Here is a 25,205-nt window from a genome sequence, read left to right as displayed (position 1 = left end):
AAGATGAATATTCTTAATGTTTACGTTAAAAATGTTTAATATTATTTAATAGTTGTTAATTTGAATACTTCGATAATGTTATATTTCCTGATAATCATTTGCAGGCAAAATGTTTTCACTCTTAAATGAGTATTTATTCTCATAAATCGAAAAAGGATTCATTATGGTTACACTTTACGGCATCAAAAATTGTGACACCATTAAAAAGGCTCGCCGTTGGTTGGAAGCCAATAACATCGATTATCGTTTTCATGATTACCGCGTCGATGGGCTGGACAGCGAATTATTGAACGGTTTTATCAACGAATTAGGCTGGGAAGCGTTACTCAACACCCGTGGTACAACCTGGCGTAAACTGGACGAAACCACCCGCAATAAAATCATCGATGCGGCCTCTGCGGCGACATTAATGACTGAAATGCCTGCAATTATCAAACGTCCATTGCTCTGCACGCCTGGTAAGCCTATGCTGCTGGGTTTCAGTGATTCCAGTTATCAGCAATTTTTCCATGAGGTGTAGTCTATGTCGTGCCCGGTTATTGAGCTGACACAACAGCTTATTCGCCGCCCTTCCCTGAGTCCTGATGACGCAGGATGCCAGGCTTTGTTGATTGAACGTTTGCAGGCGATCGGTTTTACCGTTGAACGCATGGATTTTGCCGATACGCAGAATTTTTGGGCATGGCGTGGGCAAGGTGAAACGTTGGCCTTTGCCGGGCATACCGACGTGGTGCCGCCTGGCGACGCCGATCGTTGGATCAATCCGCCGTTTGAACCCACCATTCGTGATGGCATGTTATTCGGGCGCGGTGCGGCAGATATGAAAGGCTCGCTGGCGGCGATGGTGGTAGCGGCAGAACGCTTTGTCGCACAACATCCCAACCATACGGGGCGACTGGCATTTCTGATCACTTCTGATGAAGAAGCCAGTGCCCATAACGGTACGGTAAAAGTCGTCGAAGCGTTGATGGCACGTAATGAGCGTCTCGATTACTGCCTGGTTGGCGAACCGTCGAGTATCGAAGTGGTAGGTGATGTAGTGAAAAATGGTCGTCGCGGATCGTTAACCTGCAACCTTACTATTCATGGCGTGCAGGGGCATGTTGCCTACCCACATCTGGCTGACAATCCGGTACATCGCGCAGCACCTTTCCTTAATGAATTAGTGGCTATTGAGTGGGATCAGGGCAATGAATTCTTCCCGGCGACCAGTATGCAGATTGCCAATATTCAGGCGGGAACGGGCAGTAACAACGTTATTCCGGGTGAACTGTTTGTGCAGTTTAACTTCCGCTTCAGCACCGAACTGACTGATGAGATGATCAAAGCGCAGGTGCTTGCCCTGCTTGAAAAACATCAACTGCGCTATACGGTGGATTGGTGGCTTTCCGGGCAGCCATTTTTGACCGCGCGCGGTAAACTGGTGGATGCGGTCGTTAACGCGGTTGAGCACTATAATGAAATTAAACCGCAGCTACTGACCACAGGCGGAACGTCCGACGGGCGCTTTATTGCCCGCATGGGGGCGCAGGTGGTGGAACTCGGGCCGGTCAATGCCACTATTCATAAAATTAATGAATGTGTGAACGCTGCCGACCTGCAGCTACTTGCCCGTATGTATCAACGTATCATGGAACAGCTCGTCGCCTGATGGGTGGTTCTGCAAGAGGAAATAAGCATGGACTGGCTGGCTAAATATTGGTGGATTCTGGTGATTGTCTTTTTGGTAGGCGTCCTGCTGAACGTGATTAAAGATCTCAAGCGCGTCGACCATAAGAAATTTCTCGCCAACAAGCCGGAGCTTCCCCCGCATCGTGATTTCAACGATAAATGGGACGATGACGACGACTGGCCGAAAAAGGATCAACCGAAGAAGTAAGCTGAGCGGCCGGATAAGGCGTTAACTGAACTGCACCCCAAATGTTGGACATAATCTGACATCTGAAGGTGCAGTTTATGAAACATTCATTTGAAGTAAAACTTGCCGCTGTAAATCATTACCTGGCTGGTCATGCAGGCATCATTTCTACGGCAAAACTCTTTCAACTTTCTCACACCAGCCTCTCACACTGGATTAATCTTTTTCTTCTTCACGGTCCTCGGGCACTGGATTGCAGACACAAGCGTAGCTATTCTCCTGAAGATAAACTTTGCGTGGTTCTTTATGCTCTCGGGCATTCTGAGTCTCTACCCCGGGTAGCTGCCCGGTTTAACATTCCCAGCCACAACACGGTTAAAAACTGGATAAAAGGCTACCGCAAATCTGGTGATGAGGCCTTTATCAGGCGCAGGAAGGAGAAAAGCATGACCCGTTCTGATGATACCCATGAAAACGAGGCAAACATGACGCCGGAAGAGATGAAGAATGAGCTGCGTTATCTTCGCGCAGAAAATGCATATCTGAAAGCCATGCAGGAGCATCTCCTGGAAAAAAAGCGCCAGGAGCTGGAGAAAAAACGAAAGTCATCCGGAGCCTGAGGTGCGGACACTGCCAGTCTGACCTGTTAAAGGCTGCAGGGCTGGCCAGAAGCACGCTGTACTACCAGCTGTCACTGCAGAAGGCTAAGGACAAGTATGCTGATGTGAAACAGCTCATAGCCTCCATCTTCCATGAACACCGGGGATGTTATGGGTACCGGCGGATCCATTGTGAGCTTCAGAAAAGAGGTCTTAAGTTCAGTGGCAAAACGGTGCGAAAACTGATGCAACAGCTCGGCCTGAAGTCTCCTGTGCGCCTGAAGAAATACCGGTCTTACCGGGGAAATATGGGACTCGCTGCAGAAAATATCCTTCAGCGGCAGTTCAAAGCGGAAGCTCCCTGTGAGAAATGGGTGACAGATATCACCGAATTCAGGGCTGGCGGACAAAAACTGTACCTGTCCCCGATACTTGATTTGTTTAACGGGGAAATCGTGGCGTGGGAAACGGCCTGCAGGCCTACAGAGGAGCTGGTGAAGCGCATGTTAAATAAGGGGCTGGAAAGCCTTGCAGAAGGAGAAAAACCGCTGCTCCACAGTGATCAAGGGTGGCATTACCGGATAAAAAGTTATCAGTCTGCCCTGGCAGACAAAGGGTTAGTGCAGAGCATGTCGCGCAAGGGCAACTGTCTTGATAATGCGGTAATGGAGAACTTCTTTGGTCACCTGAAAGAAGAAATGTACTATCGCCGGGACTACAGAAATGTAGAAGAGCTGGAAAATGCCGTTAACGAATACATAACTTACTGGAATCAAAAAAGAATAAAACTCAGTCTTGGGGGACTCAGTCCGGTAGAATACCGGACTGAGCATCAAAAAGCCGGTTAACTGAAACTGTCCAGGTTTTGGGGTTCAGTTCATAACGCCGCATCCGGCAATGGTGAACGATGCCTGATACGACGCATCACGCGTCTTATCAGGCCTACCCGGTTATTATTACATCATTTCAATCACATCATCATTGCCAGGCTTACCGCCACTTAGCGCTTCGTCGAAATAATGTTTCGGAATGGTATAACGCAAGTGATCCAGGGCAAATTGCATACTGCGATTGTCGATCGCATGGCCTAAATCCTCCACGATATCCAGCGTCACGTCACCACCGGCACTGATTAACGCTTCCTGCGCCGCAACCGCATGCGCCAGATCGATAACCGGATCTTCACCGCCATGAATCAGGTGAATTGTCGTGGCTGTAGACGCGGTTTCCGGCAGGCTGGCATAGCGTCCGTTAAAGGCAATGACGCGTGAGGCAAGGCCCGGTTTGGCTTTAATGCTCTCCAGCGCCATAATCGCGCCTTGAGAGAAACCGATTAGCGCCGTGGCGTTAGCCCCTACTCCGCTCTGTTTCTGCCAGTAGCGCACCGTTTCAATAAACGTCGGCATGATGGCATCCACACGCTCCTGGCGATTATCTTCCGTAATACCCTGCACCGAAAACCACTGACGCCCCGCCGGATTACCGCTCGGCTCCGCGCCACCGACACTCACCACCAGCGCATCAGGAAACAGCGGTGCAAACCAGCTACCTATTTCCCCCATTGCCACCGGGTTATCCCCGACACCGTGGAAAAGCAGTAACAACTGTTGCGCAGGTTTATCCGGGCTTTGAACAACAAAATGGTCATGTTTCATGGCGAACTCCTTAACTGATGTCATTAATTTTACGCCGCTGACTCACAATGACCATGGGAGAAAATTGAAGGAGTCAGTGAAAAAATTACCATTGCGTTATGCGATCGCGCAAACGCTCAGTGCGAACATCATCAAGTGCGAACAGCGCCTGCGCGGCTTCTTCGCGTTGACGGACCAGTAACAGCTTACGGCCTGAAAGTTTAAGTGTGGTACATAACTGCGCGTCACTGGCGTTTTTCTGTAAACGCCCACGCAGCGCCGGTAATGCCAGTTCGCTGGTTTGTAACAGACGCATTAAGCAACCTAACGACGTTAATAGCGGACGATGAGCGAAAGCAAAACCGGCCAGTTCAAGCCAGTCGTCGTCAGAAAGGACGGCATCGTTTCGTGGATCAACAGGGAGCGTTTCGCCATTCCACTGCGCGAGAGCTTGCGCATCGCGACGTAAACGGTAATGCTCACGTTCAGCCAGCTGTTTACCCGCATCACTCATCGGTAACAGCGCCATCGCCGTATAGCAACCGCTGCTGGCTTCACGATGATTACCCATTCGCACCAGCACAAAACCGCAGCGTTGCCAGAAACGCCATAACTCCCTGGTGTAACCAAAACTCACTGAAAGATAGTCGAGGTCATGCGTATATTGCAAAGCACCAGCAATAAGTTGCCGCCCTGTGCCTTCCCGCTGACGAGCCGGATGAACTGCTATCCGGCTGACCCGCCTTCCGCGCAATGTCGCCGCTAGAGGATTGCTGCCGTGCGCCGCCAGCGACTGGGCCACCAGATTACCCCGCGGGCGACGAAAACCCGCCCATACCGCCTGACTGAGTTCTTGAGATAATCCGCCCTCATCCACCAGCCACAGCGCTCCGGCAATCTCGTTTTCGCCAGCCGCCTGTAAAAAATGTTGACCTGGTGCATCCATCATGCGGCGTAAATCCAGCGGCGAAGTCCGGTAGTGCGCACCAGACAATAATTGATAAACCTTTAACGGCGTTTCTGGCTCACTTCGCCATAACGTCTGTTCAAATGCGGCAATGACGATATTGCCTTGTGGTGTATGGGTGAAGTTTTCATCGTCAAACACCAGTGCCTCACTAACCATTTTTTCCAGCGGGCATCCCTGCGCCCAGCGGATCGGCTGTTGTAGTTCAAAACGGTGTAAATGCGGAAAGCGAGCGCAAAATTTCAGCAAAAAACCACGTCCGGTGCCTTCGTAGCCCTGCACCGTAGTGGTTAACAACGTTCGAGGAAAACGCGATACCAGTTGATGCAACAACGGCGCAGGTATAGCTGCGGCTTCATCGACCACCAGCCAGTCGGCTTGCTCATCGCTGGCTAACAAGGCATCCGGCGCAATAAAGCGAAACTTCTCGCCCGCAAATTGTGCCAGTACATCCGTTGCCGCTTTTGCGGGCGCGGTGACAATCGCACTGCCCGCAATACGAGAAATGAGTTGCCCTGCCAACGCCGATTTACCGCGCCCACGCGCAGCCGTTACCGCTGCCACGCCCGGCGGCATGGTCAGTAACTGCTGTAAGAGTTGCTGTTGTTCTGGTTGTGGTGCGCCGGTCGCGGGGTGCCAGTCAGTACGGGGAGTAAAATGCGCCAACGAGAACGGCTGGTTCTGCCGCCAGAGGATAGCGTCGTTATTCGCCGTAAGTACGCGTTTGAGATGCTGGACAAAATGCGGCGTCGCAATAGGGTCAGGGCAATCACTCCAGCGCAGCGAGTCGGCATCAGGTTGGTTTTCCCACTCTTCCCATACAGGGAGTAACAACACCAGCCAGCTTCCCGCTTTCAACGTTCCGCTAAGTGCTGCAAAGGCAGCGGCATCAAAGCCGTGGCGGGCGTCGAATACCGCATGCCGGAATTCGCGCCCAAGTAAAGTTTGTAGCGCCGAGGGAAAACAGTGGTTTTCAGCGACTGGCTGCGGCGAAATCCACAGCCAGTCGCCAGGTAAGGCATCACGCAACTTAAGCGCATGATCAAAACACCAACCCTCTTCCCCGCTCAACACCAGCAAGCGGCGGATCCCTTCACGTTTCATTTGCGCTGTTAATGTGTGAAGCGCAGTCAGTTCAGCCATCCCTGCCCCGGAAGTTAAATGCTTTTACCAAAAGTATTGCATTGTGCCGGATCGCCGCTGTCGAAACCACGTTTAAACCAGCTGTAGCGTTGCTGAGAAGTACCATGAGTGAAACTGTCTGGTACTACTCGCCCCTGACTTTGCTGTTGTAAACGGTCATCGCCGATGGCCTGCGCCGCGTTCAGCGCCTCTTCCAGATCGCCGGTTTCCAGAACACCTTGCTGCTGCATACTATGCCCCCAGACACCGGCAAAACAGTCGGCCTGGAGTTCCATACGCACAGATAAGCGGTTCACTTCCGCCTGCGTCGCGTTTTGTTGCAGTTGACGAACTTTCGGCTCGATGCCTAACAGTTTCTGCACATGATGACCGACTTCATGGGCGATAACGTACCCCTGGGCAAAATCGCCATCCGCGCCAAGTTTGTCTTTCATGTCATCATAGAAGGAGAGATCGATATAAACCGTGCCATCCGCCGGGCAATAGAACGGTCCCATAATGGACTGGCCCGCCCCGCAGCCGGTGCGCGTCATTCCACGGTACATGACCAGCTTCGGTTGCTGATAGGTTTTACCCATCTTCTCGAATTGCTGTCCCCAGGTGTCTTCCGTGGTTGCCAGAATCACCGAAGTGAATTTTGCGGCTTCGTCTTCATTAGGACTAATTGACCGTGTTGATTGCTGTTGAGAAACCGGCTGTCCGGTCATCAACCCGGTTAAATCAACGCCATAGTAGCCTGCAACCAGCACGACTATCAGTAAAATCAGCCCGCCTTTACCGCTTGGCAGGCGAAAACCTGGACCGCCCATTGACGGACCACCAGAGCTGTTGCGCCTGTCTTCAACATTGTCACTTTCACGTCGCCCTTGCCAACGCATAGATACCTCAACAATATATTCATTATAGAAATGATCGTAGGTGGTTCAGAGGAAGATTACCACAGGAAAGCGGGATGAAATGGCGGAGGAATGAGCGTTCAATGCACATCTGCCGAGAGCGGTTGTCTTGCCGTGCCAGCTGCACGGCAAGATGATGAACAGAAAAATCAGTCCAGCTGTACACCCAGGCGGCGGGCGACGGCTTCATAGGCTTCGATCAGGCCACCGAGGCTCTGGCGGAAACGGTCTTTGTCCATTTTCTCCAGCGTTTCTTTGTCCCACAAGCGGCTGCCGTCCGGGGAGAACTCATCGCCCAGTACCACTTCACCTTTGTACAGACCAAACTCCAGCTTGAAGTCGACCAGAATCAGACCAGCATCATCGAACAGTTTTTTCAGCACGTCGTTCGCTTTGTAGGTCAGCTCTTTCATACGCGCCAGGTTCTCTTTACTTACCCAGCCAAAGGTTTCGCAGTAAGATTCGTTGACCATCGGATCGTGCATGGCGTCGTTTTTCAGGAACAAATCGAACAGCGGCGGGTTCAGCTCAATACCTTCTTCGATTCCAAGACGTTTCACCAGAGAGCCAGCAGCACGGTTACGCACGACACACTCAACCGGCACCATATCCAGCTTTTTCACCAGACATTCGGTATCGGAGAGCAGACGCTCCATTTGAGTCGGGATACCCGCTTCAGCCAGTTTGCTCATAATGAAGTAGTTGAACTTGTTGTTCACCATACCTTTGCGATCAAACTGCTCAATGCGCGCGCCATCCCCTGCTGACGTATCATTGCGGAATTCGAGCACCAACAGGTCCGGGTTTTCCGTGCTGTATACGGTTTTCGCTTTACCACGATACAACTCAGCTTGCTTTTGCATCTTTATCACTCCTGGGTGTGAATTAACGTTTTAAAATCTTTTGCTGTCTGGTGTGCCGGATGTTTTGTCAGATGCGACAAGAACGCCTTATCCGACCTACGTCCGACAAACAAATTTCGTGCGAATTACCGCTAAAATCGCGTTTTCCTGCCGACGCACACGTTTGCGTATCATATCAGAAAAAAGGGCCGGATGACTCCAGCCCTGTATTTTTACTTGCTAAACGCAGCCTGGAAGACAGCTACCAGCGCGTCGTTCTGACTCTGAGTCAGAGTATGACCTTTCGGATCGATGAACTGTAAGCTGCTGCGGTTATCTAAATCGCCAACCTGCAGTTTATAGTCACCGGATGCCAGGCCTGGATCGCTCGCGCCCAGTTCCTGCCAGTCGCTGTCAGACAGCGGCTTGTAAGTTACGGCCATGTTGCCCTGCGAACGGGTGCTGTCGGTCACTTTCATGCCCACTTTTTCCAGCGCCGCTGGCAGACGTTGCCAAACCACATTGAACGGCCCGCGTACGACCAGCATTGGTAAACCGGTGTCATCAGCTGCACTTTGTACGTCCATAGTGGTGGAGGCACGATTTTGCGCAGCGTTCGCGGCGTCAGTGGCAGATTTATCCAGACCGGCGGAAATAACGTTCATCATCTCCGTGCTGTAACGCTGCATGGAAGCCGCGTCTGCAACCGGTTTGCCCGCCTGTTCCAGGTTCAGCAGTTTAACCGTAACCGCCTGCTGATAACCCTGCGGCTTAACAGAGATTTGATAACGACCACGATACTGCTCGTCTTCGTCCAGACGGTTCCATTGTACCCAATCGGTGGTCAGTGTCTGACCAGCATCATCACGTTGGGTGATGGTGTAGTTTTTCGCCTGCAGCACGCTAACCACCTGCGGCCACAGAGTATTGCCACGACCATTTTCCACCAGCAATGAAGCGGTATCGCCCGTGAACTGGGTACGCGCGCCAGAAACCAGTGCCAGCGGCTGGGCTGGTGGACGAATGTCCAGCGCCTTACCGACAGCACCACTACCGTTGGTCACCGGGATTGCATAATCACCGGAGGTCACCGGCAAAATCATTCCAGCCGGGGCATGAAGCTCCGCAAGCGGTGCCGCTTCCAGGTAGGCTTCATCACCACTGACCTGACGCTTATAGCGTGAGTCAGAACTACAGGCAGCGAGTAATAAAACAAGCGAAACACCCGCAACCTTTGCCAGGCGCGACTTTTGAACAGAGTAAGCCATCAAATCTCCCTAAACTTTACAGCAAACCGGCATGCTTAAGCGCCGCTCTGACCGTCTCACGACCACTGTCGGTGATTGGTGTCATTGGCAGGCGCAGCGTATCGGTCGCCACAAGACCCAGTTCCTTACATGCCCATTTCACCGGGATTGGATTGGGTTCGACAAATAGTTTGTTGTGTAATGGCATCAGACGCTGATTAATAACGCGTGCCTCGGCAAAATGCCCTTCTGCTGCCAGTTTGCACATCTGGGCCATATCACGCGCTGCGACGTTAGCCGTAACGGAAATAACCCCATGACCGCCTAATTGCATGAAGTCCAGCGCGCTCGCATCATCGCCGCTCAGCAGAACAAAATCATCTGAAACCAGCTCTTTGATCTGGTTTACACGCGTTAAGTTCCCTGTTGCCTCTTTGATTCCGATAATATTTTTTACTTTCGCCAGACGGCCCACCGTTTCCGGGAGCAGATCGCAGCCAGTACGGGACGGCACATTATACAGAATTTGCGGCAGGTCAGTATGCTCAGCGATGGCTTTGAAATGCTGATACAAACCTTCTTGCGACGGACGATTGTAGTAAGGGGTTACCGTCAGGCAGCCGACGATACCACTGTCATTGAAGCGCTGCGTCAGGCTAATGGCTTCCGCAGTAGCGTTAGCGCCGGTTCCGGCAATCACCGGAATGCGCCCGTCAGCCAGCTCCAGCGTCATCATCACCACATCAGCATGTTCGTCATGATTTAAGGTAGCGGACTCGCCAGTGGTGCCAACAGAAACGATCGCCGAAGTACCGCTGGCGACATGATAATCAATCAGTTTTTTCAAGCTAGCCCGACAGACATTACCTTTTTCATCCATCGGAGTAACAATCGCGACAATACTTCCCGTGAACATGGGCCATCCTCTGTGCAAACAAGTGTCTCAATGGTACGTTTGGTATGGCATTAAAAGCAAGCAGACAGAACCGTTCTGATTGTTGTATGCATGTTTTTTTTATGCTTTCCTTAAGAACAACTCACCCCTTAAAGGAATAACCAGTTTGACACTGTCATCGCAACATTATCTGGTGATCACTGCGTTGGGTGCCGATCGCCCTGGAATTGTGAACACCATCACCCGTCATGTCAGTAGTTGCGGCTGTAATATTGAAGACAGTCGCCTGGCGATGCTGGGAGAAGAGTTCACGTTTATCATGCTGCTTTCCGGTTCATGGAATGCCATTACTCTGATTGAATCAACGTTACCGTTGAAAGGTGCCGAGCTGGATCTTTTAATCGTGATGAAGCGCACGACGGCGCGTCCGCGTCCGCCAATGCCAGCATCTGTCTGGGTTCAGGTCGATGTGGCAGACTCCCCGCATTTAATTGAACGCTTCACAGCACTTTTCGACGCGCATCATATGAACATTGCGGAGCTGGTGTCGCGCACGCAACCTGCTGAAAATGAACGGGCTGCGCAGTTGCATATTCAGATAACCGCCCACAGCCCCGCATCTGCGGACGCAGCAAATATTGAGCAAGCATTCAAAGCCCTATGTACAGAACTCAATGCACAAGGCAGTATTAACGTCGTCAATTATTCCCAACATGATGAACAGGATGGAGTTAAGTAATGAATCCACTGAAAGCCGGTGATATCGCACCGAAATTTAGCTTGCCGGATCAAGACGGAGAACAAGTTAATTTGACCGACTTCCAGGGACAGCGTGTTCTGGTTTATTTCTACCCGAAAGCCATGACCCCCGGCTGTACCGTACAGGCCTGCGGCTTACGCGATAACATGGATGAGTTGAAAAAAGCGGGCGTTGATGTGCTGGGTATCAGCACCGATAAACCCGAAAAACTCTCCCGTTTTGCGGAAAAAGAGCTGCTTAACTTTACGCTCCTGTCTGATGAGGACCACCAGGTGTGCGAACAATTCGGCGTCTGGGGTGAAAAGTCCTTCATGGGCAAAACCTACGATGGTATTCATCGCATCAGCTTCCTGATTGACGCTGATGGCAAAATCGAACATGTCTTTGACGATTTCAAAACCAGCAATCACCACGACGTTGTGCTGAACTGGCTGAAAGAACACGCCTGATTACTTTGCTCCATTCCGTGCTGGCTGCGCTTGCGGTCAGCACACCTCACTTCTCGTGATCAAGATCACATTCTTGCTTTCCCCTGCGACACGGGTGTCGAATTCATTTTTTGCTGAACGTTAATGACCATCATTTTTGTACCGTTCAGAATACAGTTAATTCATAACTTATTGAATATATTAAATTAATAAGACTGGCATCCTTTATGCAATATGAAATGCAATGTTTCATATCATTTTCAAGGAGCCGACATGAACCGCTTTGTGGTGGCCGAACCACTGTGGTGTACAGGATGTAATACCTGTCTCGCTGCCTGTTCGGACGTGCATAAAACGCAAGGTTTACAGCAACACCCGCGCCTGGCCCTGGCGAAGACGTCAACACTCACTGCCCCTGTCGTGTGTCATCACTGTGAGGAAGCCCCTTGCCTGCAGGTCTGCCCGGTCAATGCCATCTCCCAGAGGGATGATGCGATCCAACTCAACGAAAGCCTCTGTATTGGCTGCAAGCTTTGTGCCGTGGTCTGCCCATTTGGCGCAATCAGCGCTTCAGGAAGCCGTCCGGTAAATGCCCCTGCGCAATATGTTTTTCAGGCTGACGGCTCACTCAAAGACGGCGAAGAAATCGCGCCGACCCAACATGCTTTGCTGCGCTGGGAACCGGGTGTCCAGACCGTCGCGGTGAAATGCGACCTGTGTGATTTCTTGCCAGAAGGTCCGGCCTGCGTTCGCGCTTGCCCGAATCATGCGTTACGGCTGATCACCGACGATAGCCTGCAACGTCAGATGAAAGAAAAACAGCGCCTTGCCGCAAGCTGGTTTGCCAATGGCGGGGAGGATCCCCTTTCCCTCACTCAGGAGCAACGCTAATGGATGCCCTGCAATTATTAACCTGGTCGCTGATCCTCTATCTGTTTGCCAGTCTGGCTTCGCTGTTTTTACTCGGTCTGGACAGACTGGCTATTAAGCTTTCCGGCATCACATCGCTGGTGGGTGGCGTGATTGGCATCATCAGCGGAATTACGCAATTACATGCAGGCGTAACTTTAGTCGCCCGTTTTGCCACCCCTTTTGACTTTGCCGATTTAACCCTGCGAATGGATAGCCTCTCGGCATTTATGGTGCTGGTTATCTCCTTGCTGGTGGTGGTTTGTTCGCTCTATTCATTGACTTATATGCGCGAATACGAGGGCAAAGGCGCGGCGGCAATGGGCTTCTTTATGAATCTTTTCATCGCATCGATGGTTGCCCTGCTGGTGATGGACAACGCTTTTTGGTTCATCGTGCTGTTTGAAATGATGTCGCTGTCTTCCTGGTTTCTGGTCATTGCCAGGCAGGATAAAACGTCAATCAACGCTGGCATGCTCTACTTTTTTATCGCCCACGCCGGATCGGTGCTGATTATGATCGCCTTCTTGCTGATGTGGCGCGAAAGCGGCAGCCTCGATTTTGCCAGTTTCCGCACGCTTTCACTTTCTCCGGGGCTGGCGTCGGCGGTGTTCCTGCTGGCCTTCTTCGGTTTTGGCGCGAAAGCCGGGATGATGCCGTTGCACAGCTGGTTGCCACGCGCTCACCCTGCCGCACCATCGCACGCTTCGGCGTTGATGTCTGGCGTAATGGTCAAAATCGGTATTTTCGGCATCCTGAAAGTAGCGATGGACCTGCTGGCGCAAACGGGTTTGCCGCTGTGGTGGGGCATTCTGGTGATGGCGATCGGCGCAATCTCCGCGCTCCTGGGCGTGCTGTATGCGCTGGCGGAACAGGATATCAAACGGCTGCTGGCCTGGAGTACCGTCGAAAACGTCGGCATTATTTTGCTGGCGGTCGGTGTGGCGATGGTCGGTCTGTCACTGCACGACCCGCTGCTCACCGTTGTTGGACTGCTCGGCGCGCTGTTTCATCTGCTCAACCATGCGCTGTTCAAAGGGCTGCTGTTTCTCGGCGCGGGTGCGATTATTTCGCGTTTGCATACCCACGACATGGAAAAAATGGGGGCATTGGCGAAACGTATGCCGTGGACAGCCGCAGCATGCCTGATTGGTTGCCTCGCGATATCAGCTATTCCTCCGCTGAATGGTTTTATCAGCGAATGGTACACCTGGCAGTCGCTGTTCTCACTAAGTCGTGTGGAAGCCGTAGCGCTACAACTTGCGGGTCCTATTGCTATGGTAATGCTGGCAGTCACTGGTGGGCTGGCAGTAATGTGCTTCGTAAAAATGTACGGTATTACTTTCTGTGGTGCGCCGCGCAGTACACACGCTGAAGAGGCACAGGAAGTGCCAAATACGATGATCGTCGCCATGCTACTGCTCGCGGCACTCTGCGTATTCATTGCGCTTAGTGCCAGTTGGCTGGCACCGAAGATAATGCACATTGCCCATGCGTTTACCAATACCCCTCCCGTCACTGTCGCCAGCGGAATAGCACTTGTACCCGGCACGTTTCATACACGGGTCACTCCCTCATTACTGTTGCTGTTACTACTGGCGATGCCTTTGCTGCCTGGCCTTTACTGGCTATGGTGTCGTTCGCGCCGCGCAGCGTTTCGTCGCACAGGAGATGCCTGGGCATGCGGCTACGGCTGGGATAATGCGATGGCCCCGTCAGGCAATGGCGTGATGCAGCCGCTGCGTGTGGTCTTTTGTGCGCTATTTCGTCTACGACAACAGCTCGACCCTACGCTGAGGCTGAACAAAGGTCTTGCGCACGTCACCGCCAGGGCTCAGAGCACAGAACCCTTCTGGGATGAGCGGGTGATCCGCCCCATCGTGAGCGCCACCCAACGGCTGGCCAAAGAAATACAGCATCTGCAAAGTGGCGACTTTCGCCTCTATTGCCTGTATGTGGTCGCCGCACTGGTTGTGCTGCTAATCGCTATTGCCGTCTAAGGAAATCACCATGAGACAAACTCTTTGCGACGGATATCTGGTCATTTTTGCGTTAGCACAGGCCGTGACTCTGCTGGTGCTAACCCCGCTTTTTACGGGGATTTCCCGGCAGATACGCGCGCGAATGCACTCCCGTCGCGGACCGGGGATCTGGCAGGATTATCGCGATATCCACAAACTGTTTAAACGCCAGGAAGTTGCGCCGACATCTTCAGGTCTGATGTTCCGCCTGATGCCGTGGGTATTAATCAGCAGCATGCTGGTGCTGGCGATGGCCCAGCCACTATTTATTACTGTTTCCCCTTTTGCGGGCGGCGGCGATCTGATCACCCTTATCTATCTTCTTGCCCTGTTTCATTTTTTCTTTGCTCTTTCCGGGCTGGATACCGGAAGCCCGTTTGCGGGAGTCGGTGCCAGTCGCGAGTTGACGCTCGGCATTCTGGTCGAACCCATGCTCATTCTCTCACTGCTGGTATTGGCGCTGATAGCGGATTCCACGCATATCGAGATGATCAGCAAGACGCTGGCGACGGGCTGGAACTCGCCGCTAACCACCGTACTGGCGTTACTGGCCTGTGGTTTTGCCTGCTTCATTGAGATGGGAAAAATTCCCTTTGATGTTGCTGAAGCAGAACAGGAATTACAGGAAGGCCCGCTGACCGAATATTCCGGTGCCGGGCTGGCGCTGGCGAAGTTGGGGCTGGGGCTGAAACAGGTCGTGATGGCATCACTGTTTGTGGCCCTGTTTCTGCCCTTTGGGCGCGCGCAAGAGCTTTCTCTCGCCTGCCTGCTGACTTCACTTGTCGTTACGCTGCTCAAGGTTTTGCTGATTTTTGTACTGGCCTCAATCGCAGAAAACACGCTGGCACGCGGGCGATTTTTACTCATTCACCATGTGACCTGGCTTGGCTTCAGCCTTGCTGCGCTTGCATGGGTCTTCTGGTTAACCGGTCTGTAAGGAGCACTGACGGAATATGGAAAATCTTGCTCTGACGACGTTATTGCTGCCTTTTATCGGCGCACTGGTCGTTTCGTTTTCGCCACAACGTCGGGCCGCCGAATGGGGGGTTTTGTTCGCCGCGCTGACCACGCTGTGCATGTTGTCACTGATCTCCGCGTTTTATCAGGCCGATAAAGTTGCCGTCACGTTGACGTTGGTCAACGTGGGGGGTGTGGCGTTGTTTGGCCTGGTCATTGATCGCGTGAGTACGCTGATTCTGTTTGTGGTGGTGTTTCTCGGTTTGCTGGTCACGATCTACTCCACGGGTTATCTGACGGATAAAAATCGCGAACACCCGCATAACGGCACGAATCGTTATTACGCATTTTTGCTGGTTTTTATCGGCGCGATGGCGGGACTGGTACTCTCCTCGACGCTGCTCGGTCAGTTGTTGTTTTTTGAAATTACGGGCGGCTGCTCCTGGGCGTTGATCAGTTATTACCAGAGCGATAAAGCGCAGCGTTCAGCACTAAAAGCGTTACTTATCACTCATATCGGTTCGCTGGGGTTGTATCTTGCCGCCGCCACGCTGTTTTTGCAGACCGGAACGTTTGCGCTTAGCGCGATGAGCGAGTTACACGGCGACGCACGTTATCTGGTTTATGGCGGCATCCTGTTTGCCGCGTGGGGGAAATCGGCCCAGCTACCGATGCAAGCGTGGCTACCGGATGCAATGGAAGCGCCAACACCGATCAGCGCCTATCTCCACGCCGCATCGATGGTGAAAGTGGGCGTTTACATTTTTGCCCGCGCCATTATCGACGGCGGCAATATCCCGCATGTGATTGGCGGCGTTGGCATGGTCATGGCACTGGTCACCATTCTTTACGGCTTCCTGATGTATTTGCCGCAGCAGGATATGAAGCGGTTGCTGGCCTGGTCGACCATCACTCAACTTGGCTGGATGTTCTTCGGCTTGTCGCTCTCCATCTTCGGCTCGCGGCTGGCACTGGAGGGCAGCATCGCCTACATCGTCAACCACGCGTTCGCTAAAAGCCTGTTTTTCCTTGTAGCAGGTGCGCTGAGTTACAGCTGCGGCACGCGCTTGTTGCCGCGTCTGCGTGGCGTATTGCACACCCTGCCGTTGCCAGGCGTGGGTTTCTGCGTAGCCGCGCTGGCGATTACTGGTGTGCCGCCGTTCAACGGCTTCTTCAGTAAATTCCCACTGTTTGCTGCCGGTTTTTCGTTGTCAGTGGAGTACTGGATCCTGCTGCCCGCCATGATTCTGCTGATGATTGAATCGGTCGCCAGTTTCGCCTGGTTTATTCGCTGGTTTGGTCGCGTCGTGCCTGGCAAACCGAGCGAGGCCGTCGCCGATGCCGCACCGCTGCCAGGATCAATGCGCCTGGTGTTGATTGTACTGATTGTGATGTCGCTGATTTCCAGCGTAATCGCCGCGACCTGGTTGCAGTAAGGAGATGATGAATGACCGGTTCTATGATCGTAAATAATCTGGCGGGACTGATGATGCTGACATCGCTGTTTGTGATTAGCGTCAAAAGCTATCGCCTGTCATGCGGATTTTACGCCTGCCAGTCGCTGGTGCTGGTGTCTATTTTCGCCACTCTCTCGTGCCTGTTCGCCGCAGAGCAACTGCTGATCTGGTCCGCCAGCGCCTTTATCACCAAAGTGCTGCTGGTACCGTTAATCATGACTTACGCTGCACGAAATATTCCCCAGAATATCCCGGAAAAAGCGTTATTCGGTCCGGCAATGATGGCACTGCTCGCGGCGTTAATTGTCCTGCTTTGCGCATTTGTCGTTCAGCCCGTGAAGCTACCGATGGCTACCGGGCTGAAACCGGCGCTGGCGGTAGCGTTAGGTCATTTTCTGCTTGGCCTGCTGTGCATTGTCAGCCAGCGCAATATCCTGCGGCAAATCTTTGGTTACTGCCTGATGGAAAACGGCTCCCATCTGGTGCTGGCGCTTCTAGCCTGGCGTGCACCGGAACTGGTGGAAATTGGTATCGCTACCGACGCCATCTTCGCCGTCATTGTGATGGTGTTACTGGCAAGAAAAATATGGCGTACCCACGGCACGCTGGACGTGAACAACTTGACCGCGCTGAAGGGATAATGAGATGAGTTATTCTGTGATGTTCGCTTTACTCCTGCTCACGCCGCTGCTTTTTTCGCTGCTCTGTTTTGCCTGCCGGAAACGGGGGCACTCTGCGACTTGCGCGGTGACAGTATTACATAGCTTAGGGATCACACTGCTGCTGATTCTGGCACTCTGGGTGGTCCAAACTGCCGCTGATGCGGGAGAAATATTCGCTGCGGGACTGTGGCTTCATATTGATGGTCTGGGCGGTTTGTTCCTCGCCATTCTTGGTGTGATTGGCTTTCTCACCGGTGTTTACTCGATTGGCTACATGCGTCATGAAGTGGAGCACGGCGAGCTTTCACCCGTTACGCTGTGCGATTACTACGGTTTCTTCCATCTGTTTTTGTTCACCATGCTGCTGGTTGTTACCAGCAATAACCTGATTGTGATGTGGGCGGCGATCGAAGCCACCACCTTAAGCTCGGCGTTTCTGGTAGGCATTTACGGTCAGCGTTCATCGCTGGAAGCTGCATGGAAGTACATCATTATTTGTACTGTTGGTGTCGCTTTTGGTCTGTTCGGTACCGTGCTGGTATACGCCAACGCCGCCAGCGTTATGCCGCAGGCAGAAATGGCGATATTCTGGAGCGAGGTTCTTAAGCAATCGTCCTTGCTTGATCCAACATTAATGCTGTTGGCCTTTGTGTTTGTGCTAATTGGCTTTGGTACCAAAACCGGGCTATTTCCCATGCACGCCTGGCTGCCGGATGCTCACAGTGAAGCGCCGAGTCCGGTCAGCGCCCTGCTCTCCGCCGTATTGCTGAACTGCGCGCTGTTGGTGCTGATTCGCTATTACATCATTATTTGCCAGGCCATCGGCAGCGATTTCCCCAACCGGTTGTTGCTTATCTTCGGCATGTTGTCGGTTGCCGTGGCGGCATTTTTCATTCTGGTACAGCGGGACATTAAGCGTCTGCTGGCGTACTCCAGCGTGGAGAACATGGGACTGGTCGCGGTGGCGCTAGGCATTGGCGGGCCGCTAGGAATTTTTGCTGCGCTGCTGCACACCTTAAACCACAGTCTGGCAAAAACGCTGCTGTTCTGCGGTTCCGGCAATGTACTGCTCAAGTACGGCACGCGCGATCTCAACGTCGTCTGCGGAATGCTCAAAATCATGCCATTTACCGCCGTGCTGTTTGGCGGCGGTGCGCTGGCGCTGGCCGGGATGCCGCCCTTCAACATTTTTCTTAGCGAATTTATGACCGTTACCGCCGGACTGGCTCGTAATCACCTGTTGATTATCGTCCTACTGTTATTGCTGTTAACGCTGGTGCTGGCGGGCCTGGTACGGATGGCTGCGCGGGTGTTAATGTCGAAACCGCCGCAGGCCGTTAACCGGGGTGAACTTGGCTGGTTGACCACCTCGCCAATGGTGATTCTGCTGGTCATGATGCTGGCGATGGGAACGCATATTCCACAACCTGTCATCAGGATCCTGGCGGGCGCTTCCACTATAGTCCTCTCAGGGACGCACGACCTGCCTGCACAACGTAGCACCTGGCATGATTTTTTGCCTTCAGGCACCGCATCTGTTTCGGAGAAACACAGTGAACGTTAATTCATCGTCAAATCGTGGCGAAGCGATTCTCGCCGCCCTGAAAACGCAGTTCCCCGGCGCGGTGCTGGATGAAGAGCGACAAACGCCTGAACAGGTCACCATTACGGTGAAAATCAATCTGCTGCCTGACGTTGTACATTATCTTTATTATCAACATGATGGCTGGCTTCCGGTCCTGTTTGGCAACGACGAGCGGACACTTAACGGTCATTACGCGGTTTATTATGCCCTTTCAATGGAAGGGGCTGAAAAATGCTGGATCGTGGTGAAGGCACTGGTCGATGCCGACAGTCGGGAGTTTCCGTCAGTCACACCGCGCGTCCCTGCCGCGGTCTGGGGCGAGCGAGAAATTCGCGATATGTACGGGCTGATTCCGGTTGGCCTGCCGGATCAGCGTCGGCTGGTGTTGCCCGATGACTGGCCGGAAGATATGCATCCGCTGCGCAAAGACGCGATGGATTATCGACTGCGCCCAGAACCGACGACTGATACCGAAACGTATCCGTTTATCAACGAGGGCAACAGCGATGCGCGGGTGATCCCTGTCGGCCCGCTGCATATCACCTCCGATGAACCAGGTCACTTCCGCTTGTTTGTGGATGGCGAGCAAATTGTCGATGCTGATTACCGCCTGTTTTATGTCCATCGCGGCATGGAGAAACTGGCAGAAACGCGGATGGGCTACAACGAAGTGACCTTCTTATCCGACCGCGTGTGTGGGATTTGCGGTTTTGCCCACAGTGTGGCCTATACCAACTCGGTTGAAAATGCACTGGGGATTGAGGTGCCGCAACGAGCGCATACTATTCGCTCGATTCTGCTGGAAGTCGAACGTCTGCACAGTCATTTGCTCAACCTTGGCCTCTCCTGCCATTTTGTTGGATTTGATACCGGCTTTATGCAATTTTTCCGCGTGCGGGAAAAGTCGATGACGATGGCGGAATTGCTGACCGGGTCGCGTAAAACCTACGGTCTGAATCTGATTGGTGGTGTTCGCCGCGATATTCTCAAAGAGCAACGTCTGCAAACGCTGAAACTGGTGCGCGAGATGCGCGCCGACGTGTCGGAGCTGGTAGAGATGCTGCTCGCCACGCCGAATATGGAACAACGCACTCAGGGCATTGGCATTCTCGACCGACAAATCGCCCGTGATTATAGCCCCGTAGGGCCGCTGATCCGCGGCAGTGGTTTTGCCCGTGATTTGCGCTTTGATCACCCCTACGCCGACTACGGCAATATTCCCAAAACGCTGTTTACCTTTACCGGCGGCGATGTCTTCTCCCGCGTGATGGTCCGTGTCAAAGAGACGTTTGATTCGCTGGCAATGCTGGAATTTGCCCTCGACAACATGCCGGATACCCCACTGCTGACCGAAGGCTTTAGCTATAAACCTCACGCATTCGCGCTGGGCTTTGTTGAAGCGCCACGCGGTGAAGACGTGCACTGGAGCATGCTCGGTGATAACCAAAAATTGTTCCGCTGGCGCTGTCGTGCCGCCACCTACGCCAACTGGCCAGTGCTGCGTTACATGCTGCGCGGCAATACCGTTTCTGACGCACCGCTAATTATCGGTAGCCTTGATCCCTGCTACTCCTGTACCGACCGTGTGACGCTGGTTGACGTGCGCAAGCGCCAGTCAAAAACCGTGCCGTATAAAGAGATCGAACGCTACGGCATTGATCGTAACCGTTCGCCGCTGAAGTAAGGACAGAAGATGCTGAAGTTACTGAAAACTATTATGCGCGCCGGAACCGCGACGGTGAAATATCCCTTCGCGCCACTGGAGGTCAGCCCAGGCTTTCGCGGGAAACCGGACCTGATGCCCAGCCAATGTATTGCCTGTGGTGCCTGCGCCTGTGCTTGTCCGGCAAATGCGCTGACTATCCAGACCGACGACCAGCAAAATTCGCGCACCTGGCAGCTCTATCTGGGGCGTTGTATTTACTGCGGACGTTGTGAAGAAGTGTGCCCGACCAGAGCCATTCAGCTTACCAATAACTTTGAACTGACCGTCACCAATAAAGCCGATCTCTATACCCGCGCGACGTTCCATCTACAACGTTGCAGCCGTTGCGAACGCCCGTTTGCCCCGCAAAAAACCGTCGCACTGGCTGCAGAACTGTTGGCACAGCAACAAAATGCACCACAAAACCGCGAAATGTTGCGGGCGCAAGCGAGCGTCTGCCCGGAATGCAAACAACGCGCGACGCTGATCAACGACGACACAGATGAACCGCTGGTGGCTAAGGAGCAGCTATGAGTCCAGTGCTTACGCAACATGTCAGCCAGCCCATCACGCTGGACGAGCAAACGCAAAAGATGAAGCAGCATTTGCTACAGGATATCCGTCGCTCGGCTTACGTTTATCGCGTCGATTGCGGCGGCTGCAACGCCTGTGAAATCGAAATTTTTGCTGCCATCACACCCGTATTCGACGCAGAACGTTTTGGCATTAAGGTTGTTTCATCACCGCGTCACGCCGATATTTTGTTATTTACTGGCGCAGTCACCCGGGCGATGCGTATGCCTGCACTTCGGGCATATGAGTCTGCCCCCGATCATAAAATCTGTGTTTCCTACGGCGCATGTGGTGTCGGCGGCGGTATTTTCCACGATCTCTACAGCGTCTGGGGCGGCAGCGACACCATTGTCCCCATTGATGTTTGGATCCCCGGCTGCCCGCCAACACCGGCCGCCACCATTCACGGTTTCGCCGTGGCGCTCGGTTTGCTGCAACAGAAGATTCACGCGGTGGATTATCGCGATCCCACCGGGGTGACCATGCAACCGCTGTGGCCGCAGATCCCGCCATCACAGCGTATCGCCATTGAGCGAGAAGCGAGGCGGCTGGCGGGCTATCGTCAAGGGCGAGAAATTTGCGATCGACTCCTGCGCCATTTAAGCGACGATCCCACAGGAAATCGGGTTAACACCTGGTTGCGCGAAGCCGACGATCCGCGTCTCAATAGTATCGTTCAGCAACTCTTTCGCGTTCTCCGGGGGTTACATGGCTGAGGAGTGCAGGGAAATTGTTTTCTGGACGCTGCGAAAAAAATTTATCGCCAGTAGCGACGAGATGCCGGAACACAGCTCCCAGGTAATGTATTACTCGTTGGCTATCGGCCATCACGTTGGCGTGATTGATTGTCTGAATGTCGCCTTCCGCTGCCCACTGACGGAATACGAAGATTGGCTTGCACTGGTCGAAGAGGAGCAAGCCCAACGTAAGATGCTGGGGGTGATGACTTTTGGTGAGATTGTTATTGACACCAGCCACACCGCCCTGTTGACCCGGGCATTCGCGCCACTGGCAGATGAAGCGACGTCTGTGTGGCAGGCGCGTAGCATTCAATTCATTCATCTGTTGGATGAAATTGTGCAGGAACCGGCCATCTATCTGATGGCCAGAAAAATTGCGTGAGAAGGATTTCTCATTAATAAGGACTGTTGATGGCTATGTCAGACGAGGCGATGTTTGCCCCGCCGCAAGGAATAACAATTGAAGCGGTAAACGGAATGCTCGCGGAGCGGTTAGCGCAGAAACACGGCAAGGCGTCTTTATTACGCGCCTTCATCCCGCTGCCGCCGCCGTTCAGCCCGGTACAACTTATTGAACTGCACGTTCTCAAAAGCAACTTCTATTACCGCTACCATGATGATGGCAGCGATGTGACGGCAACAACAGAGTATCAGGGCGAGATGGTCGATTATTCGCGTCACGCCGTCCTTCTCGGCAGTAGTGGAATGGCGGAGCTACGCTTTATTCGTACCCACGGCAGTCGTTTTACTCCCCAAGATTGCACACTGTTTAACTGGCTGGCACACATAATCACTCCGGTTCTGCAATCATGGCTCAATGATGAAGAACAGCAGGTGGCGCTGCGTATGCTGGAGAAAGATCGCGATCATCATCGGGTACTGGTGGATATCACTAATGCAGTGTTGTCACATCTTGATCTCGACGATCTGATCGCTGACGTCGCTCGTGAGATCCATCATTTTTTCGGTCTGGCTTCAGTCAGTATGGTACTGGGCGATCATCGAAAGAACGAGAAGTTCAGCCTGTGGTGCAGCGATCTTTCTGCCTCACATTGTGCGTGTCTGCCACGCAATATGCCTGGCGACAGTGTATTGCTGACACAAACGCTACAAACCCGACAACCGACCTTGACGCACCGTGCAGATGATCTGTTTCTCTGGCAACGCGACCCATTATTACTCTTACTTGCATCTAACGGCTGCGAATCTGCGCTCCTGATACAGCTTACCTTTGGCAACCATACACCGGGCGCATTGTTGCTGGCGCATACCTCTTCCACTCTCTTTAGTGAGGAAAACTGCCAGCTACTACAACATATTGCCGATCGCATCGCTATTGCCGTTGGCAATGCCGATGCCTGGCGTAGCATGACCGATTTGCAGGAAAGCTTGCAGCAAGAAAACCACCAGCTTAGCGAGCAGCTCCTTTCGAATCTGGGCGTCGGTGACATTATCTATCAAAGCCAGGCAATGGAAGACCTGCTCCAGCAGGTAGATATTGTGGCGAAGAGCGACAGTACGGTGTTGATTTGTGGTGAAACCGGAACCGGCAAAGAGGTGATCGCCAGAGCGATCCATCAACTTAGCCCACGACGCGACAAGCCACTGGTCAAAATCAACTGCGCTGCCATCCCCGCCAGTCTTCTGGAAAGTGAGTTATTCGGTCATGACAAAGGGGCGTTTACTGGTGCGATTAATACCCATCGTGGTCGTTTTGAAATTGCCGATGGCGGCACGTTGTTTCTCGATGAAATTGGCGATCTGCCGTTAGAACTTCAGCCTAAACTGCTGCGCGTATTGCAGGAACGGGAGATTGAGCGTCTCGGCGGGAGTAGAACGATCCCGGTGAATGTCAGAGTCATTGCCGCCACCAACCGTGATTTGTGGCAAATGGTTGAAGATCGCCAGTTTCGCAGCGATCTCTTTTATCGCCTGAATGTCTTCCCACTGGAATTGCCGCCGCTGCGCGACCGTCCGGAAGATATCCCTCTTTTAGCAAAACATTTCACGCAAAAAATGGCGCGCCATATGAATCGCGCAATTGACGCCATCCCGACCGAGGCACTACGCCAGTTGATGTCGTGGGATTGGCCGGGCAACGTGCGCGAGCTGGAAAACGTGATTGAGCGAGCGGTACTACTGACTCGCGGTAACAGTCTGAATTTACATCTTAATGTCCGACAAAGCCGTTTACTGCCGACGCTAAATGAAGATTCAGCGCTTCGCAGTTCAATGGCACAGTTGCTGCACCCGACGACGCCAGAGAATGACGAAGAAGAACGTCAGCGCATTGTTCAGGTATTGCGAGAAACCAATGGCATTGTTGCCGGGCCCCGTGGCGCGGCGACACGATTAGGGATGAAGCGCACCACGCTGCTGTCACGAATGCAGCGTCTGGGGATCTCGGTTCGCGAGGTGTTGTAATCTGCTTTTGCAGGAGTATGCATGAGAAACAAACTCTCTTTCGACTTGCAGTTGAGCGCCAGAAAAGCGGCAATCGCTGAACGGATTGCCGCCCATAAAATTGCCCGCAGTAAAGTGTCGGTCTTTTTAATGGCGATGTCCGCTGGCGTGTTTATGGCGATCGGATTTACTTTTTACCTTTCCGTTATCGCCGATGCCCCGTCTTCACAGGCATTAACCCATCTGGTGGGAGGCCTTTGCTTTACACTCGGCTTTATTTTGCTGGCGGTTTGCGGCACCAGCCTGTTCACCTCGTCGGTAATGACGGTGATGGCAAAAAGTCGGGGCGTTATTAGCTGGCGAACATGGCTGATTAATGCACTTCTGGTGGCCTGCGGTAATCTGGCAGGTATTGCCTGTTTCAGTTTGTTAATCTGGTTTTCCGGGCTGGTGATGAGTGAAAACGCGATATGGGGAGTCGCGGTTTTACACTGCGCCGAGGGCAAAATGCATCATACATTTACTGAATCTGTCAGCCTCGGCATTATGTGCAATCTGATGGTTTGCCTGGCGCTGTGGATGAGTTATTGCGGGCGTTCATTATGCGACAAAATCGTCGCCATGATTTTGCCCATCACCCTGTTTGTCGCCAGTGGCTTTGAGCACTGTATCGCCAATTTGTTTGTGATTCCGTTCGCCATTGCCATTCGCCATTTCGCCCCTACCTCCTTCTGGCAACTGGCGCACAGTAGCGCAGACAATTTTCCGGTACTGACGGTCAGCCATTTTATTACCGCCAATCTGCTCCCGGTGATGCTGGGTAATATTATCGGCGGTGCAGTGCTGGTGAGTATTTGTTATCGGGCTATTTATTTACGTCAGGAACCCTAAAAATCAGCCCGGCGAAACAGTTCGTCGGGCTGA

General features: G+C 52.8%; 24 protein-coding genes. 18 read left to right on the top strand and 6 right to left on the bottom strand.

What is annotated here, in order from left to right:
* The first annotated feature begins 163 nt into the window (after positions 1–163).
* From ACK8NJ_RS06495 to ACK8NJ_RS06480, 4 genes are all read left to right on the top strand, one after another.
* Positions 164–520, top strand: coding sequence for an ArsC family reductase (locus tag ACK8NJ_RS06495; protein WP_001559574.1), 357 nt, complete (start codon positions 164–166; stop codon positions 518–520).
* A gap of 3 nt (positions 521–523) precedes the next feature.
* Positions 524–1,651, top strand: a complete 1,128-nt coding sequence (gene dapE, locus ACK8NJ_RS06490) for a succinyl-diaminopimelate desuccinylase (protein ID WP_001277801.1) — start codon at positions 524–526, stop codon at positions 1,649–1,651.
* Between the two features lie 27 nt (positions 1,652–1,678).
* Entirely contained in the window at positions 1,679–1,879 is a 201-nt protein-coding gene (locus ACK8NJ_RS06485; RefSeq protein WP_000383836.1) for a YpfN family protein, read from the top strand.
* 77 nt (positions 1,880–1,956) lie between these two features.
* Positions 1,957–3,305, top strand: a protein-coding gene (locus tag ACK8NJ_RS06480) for an IS3-like element IS1397 family transposase (protein ID WP_411961832.1) whose coding sequence is annotated in 2 segments (ribosomal slippage) — positions 1,957–2,437 and positions 2,437–3,305 — 1,350 coding nt in all. Because the reading frame shifts where the segments join, the coding sequence is not laid out codon by codon here.
* Between the two features lie 108 nt (positions 3,306–3,413).
* On the opposite strand, the gene ypfH is transcribed toward ACK8NJ_RS06480, so the two are convergent.
* The 6 genes from ypfH to dapA all read right to left on the bottom strand — a co-directional run bounded on the left by ypfH (position 3,414) and on the right by dapA (position 10,102).
* Positions 3,414–4,112: an esterase gene (gene ypfH, locus ACK8NJ_RS06475; RefSeq protein ID WP_000679833.1), complete on the bottom strand. Its 699-nt coding sequence runs from the start codon at positions 4,110–4,112 to the stop codon at positions 3,414–3,416.
* Between the two features lie 85 nt (positions 4,113–4,197).
* Positions 4,198–6,201 (bottom strand): tRNA cytosine(34) acetyltransferase TmcA, encoded by a 2,004-nt coding sequence (gene tmcA, locus ACK8NJ_RS06470; RefSeq protein WP_000829347.1) that lies wholly within the window; start codon positions 6,199–6,201, stop codon positions 4,198–4,200.
* A gap of 14 nt (positions 6,202–6,215) precedes the next feature.
* Complete coding sequence (ypfJ, locus tag ACK8NJ_RS06465; protein WP_001267498.1) at positions 6,216–7,079, bottom strand: KPN_02809 family neutral zinc metallopeptidase; 864 nt, start codon at positions 7,077–7,079, stop codon at positions 6,216–6,218.
* Positions 7,080–7,246: 167 nt separating this feature from the next.
* Complete coding sequence (gene purC, locus ACK8NJ_RS06460; protein WP_001295467.1) at positions 7,247–7,960, bottom strand: phosphoribosylaminoimidazolesuccinocarboxamide synthase; 714 nt, start codon at positions 7,958–7,960, stop codon at positions 7,247–7,249.
* Positions 7,961–8,172: 212 nt separating this feature from the next.
* Positions 8,173–9,207, bottom strand: coding sequence for an outer membrane protein assembly factor BamC (bamC, locus tag ACK8NJ_RS06455; RefSeq protein ID WP_001297320.1), 1,035 nt, complete (start codon positions 9,205–9,207; stop codon positions 8,173–8,175).
* Positions 9,208–9,223: 16 nt separating this feature from the next.
* The gene (gene dapA / locus ACK8NJ_RS06450; protein WP_001295469.1) at positions 9,224–10,102 is read right to left on the bottom strand and encodes a 4-hydroxy-tetrahydrodipicolinate synthase; all 879 of its coding nucleotides are present in this window, start codon (positions 10,100–10,102) and stop codon (positions 9,224–9,226) included.
* Positions 10,103–10,247: 145 nt separating this feature from the next.
* Here dapA and ACK8NJ_RS06445 point away from each other — a divergent pair, with 145 nt between their 5' ends.
* From ACK8NJ_RS06445 to focB, 14 genes are all read left to right on the top strand, one after another.
* A complete protein-coding gene (locus ACK8NJ_RS06445) occupies positions 10,248–10,820 on the top strand; it encodes a glycine cleavage system transcriptional repressor (RefSeq protein WP_000176187.1) in 573 nt (190 codons plus the stop codon).
* A complete protein-coding gene (gene bcp, locus ACK8NJ_RS06440) occupies positions 10,820–11,290 on the top strand; it encodes a thioredoxin-dependent thiol peroxidase (protein ID WP_001068682.1) in 471 nt (156 codons plus the stop codon). The genes ACK8NJ_RS06445 and bcp overlap by 1 nt, the downstream gene beginning before the upstream one ends.
* A 252-nt stretch (positions 11,291–11,542) precedes the next feature.
* Positions 11,543–12,160 carry a hydrogenase 4 subunit HyfA gene (hyfA, locus tag ACK8NJ_RS06435; RefSeq protein ID WP_411962262.1) on the top strand — a complete coding sequence of 206 codons (618 nt, stop codon included), beginning with the start codon at positions 11,543–11,545 and terminating at the stop codon, positions 12,158–12,160.
* Complete coding sequence (gene hyfB, locus ACK8NJ_RS06430) at positions 12,160–14,178, top strand: hydrogenase 4 subunit B (protein ID WP_089568050.1); 2,019 nt, start codon at positions 12,160–12,162, stop codon at positions 14,176–14,178. Before hyfA ends, hyfB begins: the two co-directional genes overlap by 1 nt.
* 10 nt (positions 14,179–14,188) lie before the next feature.
* Positions 14,189–15,136, top strand: a complete 948-nt coding sequence (hyfC, locus tag ACK8NJ_RS06425) for a hydrogenase 4 subunit HyfC (protein ID WP_411962261.1) — start codon at positions 14,189–14,191, stop codon at positions 15,134–15,136.
* Between the two features lie 16 nt (positions 15,137–15,152).
* Entirely contained in the window at positions 15,153–16,592 is a 1,440-nt protein-coding gene (gene hyfD / locus ACK8NJ_RS06420; protein ID WP_097439455.1) for a hydrogenase 4 subunit HyfD, read from the top strand.
* 11 nt (positions 16,593–16,603) lie between these two features.
* Complete coding sequence (hyfE, locus tag ACK8NJ_RS06415; protein WP_000147987.1) at positions 16,604–17,254, top strand: hydrogenase 4 membrane subunit; 651 nt, start codon at positions 16,604–16,606, stop codon at positions 17,252–17,254.
* A 4-nt stretch (positions 17,255–17,258) separates the two neighbouring features.
* Positions 17,259–18,839, top strand: coding sequence for a hydrogenase 4 subunit F (hyfF, locus tag ACK8NJ_RS06410; RefSeq protein ID WP_001559579.1), 1,581 nt, complete (start codon positions 17,259–17,261; stop codon positions 18,837–18,839).
* Entirely contained in the window at positions 18,829–20,544 is a 1,716-nt protein-coding gene (gene hyfG / locus ACK8NJ_RS06405; RefSeq protein WP_001102312.1) for a hydrogenase 4 catalytic subunit HyfG, read from the top strand. The genes hyfF and hyfG overlap by 11 nt, the downstream gene beginning before the upstream one ends.
* A gap of 9 nt (positions 20,545–20,553) precedes the next feature.
* Positions 20,554–21,099 carry a hydrogenase 4 subunit H gene (hyfH, locus tag ACK8NJ_RS06400; protein ID WP_000916057.1) on the top strand — a complete coding sequence of 182 codons (546 nt, stop codon included), beginning with the start codon at positions 20,554–20,556 and terminating at the stop codon, positions 21,097–21,099.
* Complete coding sequence (gene hyfI / locus ACK8NJ_RS06395) at positions 21,096–21,854, top strand: hydrogenase 4 catalytic subunit HyfI (RefSeq protein WP_000075547.1); 759 nt, start codon at positions 21,096–21,098, stop codon at positions 21,852–21,854. The genes hyfH and hyfI overlap by 4 nt, the downstream gene beginning before the upstream one ends.
* Positions 21,847–22,260 (top strand): hydrogenase 4 assembly chaperone HyfJ, encoded by a 414-nt coding sequence (hyfJ, locus tag ACK8NJ_RS06390; protein WP_411962260.1) that lies wholly within the window; start codon positions 21,847–21,849, stop codon positions 22,258–22,260. Before hyfI ends, hyfJ begins: the two co-directional genes overlap by 8 nt.
* A 29-nt stretch (positions 22,261–22,289) precedes the next feature.
* Positions 22,290–24,302 (top strand): DNA-binding transcriptional regulator HyfR, encoded by a 2,013-nt coding sequence (gene hyfR / locus ACK8NJ_RS06385; RefSeq protein WP_411962259.1) that lies wholly within the window; start codon positions 22,290–22,292, stop codon positions 24,300–24,302.
* 21 nt (positions 24,303–24,323) lie between these two features.
* On the top strand, positions 24,324–25,172 hold the full coding sequence (gene focB, locus ACK8NJ_RS06380) for a formate transporter FocB (protein ID WP_411962258.1): 849 nt from the start codon (positions 24,324–24,326) through the stop codon (positions 25,170–25,172).
* The last annotated feature ends 33 nt before the right edge of the window (positions 25,173–25,205 follow it).

It is taken from the genome of Escherichia sp. F1, assembly GCF_046764225.1.
Classification (GTDB): domain Bacteria; phylum Pseudomonadota; class Gammaproteobacteria; order Enterobacterales; family Enterobacteriaceae; genus Escherichia; species Escherichia coli.
The sequence above is the reverse complement of the archived record's forward strand: the minus strand, read 5'-3'. Positions and strand labels throughout refer to the sequence as shown.

What these genes read in the sequence shown, in the direction of transcription:
- ACK8NJ_RS06495 (WP_001559574.1), top strand. Translation starts at nt 164, where the DNA reads ATGGTTACACTTTACGGCATCAAAAATTGTGACACCATTAAAAAGGCT.
- dapE (WP_001277801.1), top strand. Translation starts at nt 524, where the DNA reads ATGTCGTGCCCGGTTATTGAGCTGACACAACAGCTTATTCGCCGCCCT.
- ACK8NJ_RS06485 (WP_000383836.1), top strand. Translation starts at nt 1,679, where the DNA reads ATGGACTGGCTGGCTAAATATTGGTGGATTCTGGTGATTGTCTTTTTG.
- ypfH (WP_000679833.1), bottom strand. Translation starts at nt 4,112, where the DNA reads ATGAAACATGACCATTTTGTTGTTCAAAGCCCGGATAAACCTGCGCAA.
- tmcA (WP_000829347.1), bottom strand. Translation starts at nt 6,201, where the DNA reads ATGGCTGAACTGACTGCGCTTCACACATTAACAGCGCAAATGAAACGT.
- ypfJ (WP_001267498.1), bottom strand. Translation starts at nt 7,079, where the DNA reads ATGCGTTGGCAAGGGCGACGTGAAAGTGACAATGTTGAAGACAGGCGC.
- purC (WP_001295467.1), bottom strand. Translation starts at nt 7,960, where the DNA reads ATGCAAAAGCAAGCTGAGTTGTATCGTGGTAAAGCGAAAACCGTATAC.
- bamC (WP_001297320.1), bottom strand. Translation starts at nt 9,207, where the DNA reads ATGGCTTACTCTGTTCAAAAGTCGCGCCTGGCAAAGGTTGCGGGTGTT.
- dapA (WP_001295469.1), bottom strand. Translation starts at nt 10,102, where the DNA reads ATGTTCACGGGAAGTATTGTCGCGATTGTTACTCCGATGGATGAAAAA.
- bcp (WP_001068682.1), top strand. Translation starts at nt 10,820, where the DNA reads ATGAATCCACTGAAAGCCGGTGATATCGCACCGAAATTTAGCTTGCCG.
- hyfA (WP_411962262.1), top strand. Translation starts at nt 11,543, where the DNA reads ATGAACCGCTTTGTGGTGGCCGAACCACTGTGGTGTACAGGATGTAAT.
- hyfB (WP_089568050.1), top strand. Translation starts at nt 12,160, where the DNA reads ATGGATGCCCTGCAATTATTAACCTGGTCGCTGATCCTCTATCTGTTT.
- hyfC (WP_411962261.1), top strand. Translation starts at nt 14,189, where the DNA reads ATGAGACAAACTCTTTGCGACGGATATCTGGTCATTTTTGCGTTAGCA.
- hyfD (WP_097439455.1), top strand. Translation starts at nt 15,153, where the DNA reads ATGGAAAATCTTGCTCTGACGACGTTATTGCTGCCTTTTATCGGCGCA.
- hyfE (WP_000147987.1), top strand. Translation starts at nt 16,604, where the DNA reads ATGACCGGTTCTATGATCGTAAATAATCTGGCGGGACTGATGATGCTG.
- hyfF (WP_001559579.1), top strand. Translation starts at nt 17,259, where the DNA reads ATGAGTTATTCTGTGATGTTCGCTTTACTCCTGCTCACGCCGCTGCTT.
- hyfH (WP_000916057.1), top strand. Translation starts at nt 20,554, where the DNA reads ATGCTGAAGTTACTGAAAACTATTATGCGCGCCGGAACCGCGACGGTG.
- hyfI (WP_000075547.1), top strand. Translation starts at nt 21,096, where the DNA reads ATGAGTCCAGTGCTTACGCAACATGTCAGCCAGCCCATCACGCTGGAC.
- hyfJ (WP_411962260.1), top strand. Translation starts at nt 21,847, where the DNA reads ATGGCTGAGGAGTGCAGGGAAATTGTTTTCTGGACGCTGCGAAAAAAA.
- hyfR (WP_411962259.1), top strand. Translation starts at nt 22,290, where the DNA reads ATGGCTATGTCAGACGAGGCGATGTTTGCCCCGCCGCAAGGAATAACA.
- focB (WP_411962258.1), top strand. Translation starts at nt 24,324, where the DNA reads ATGAGAAACAAACTCTCTTTCGACTTGCAGTTGAGCGCCAGAAAAGCG.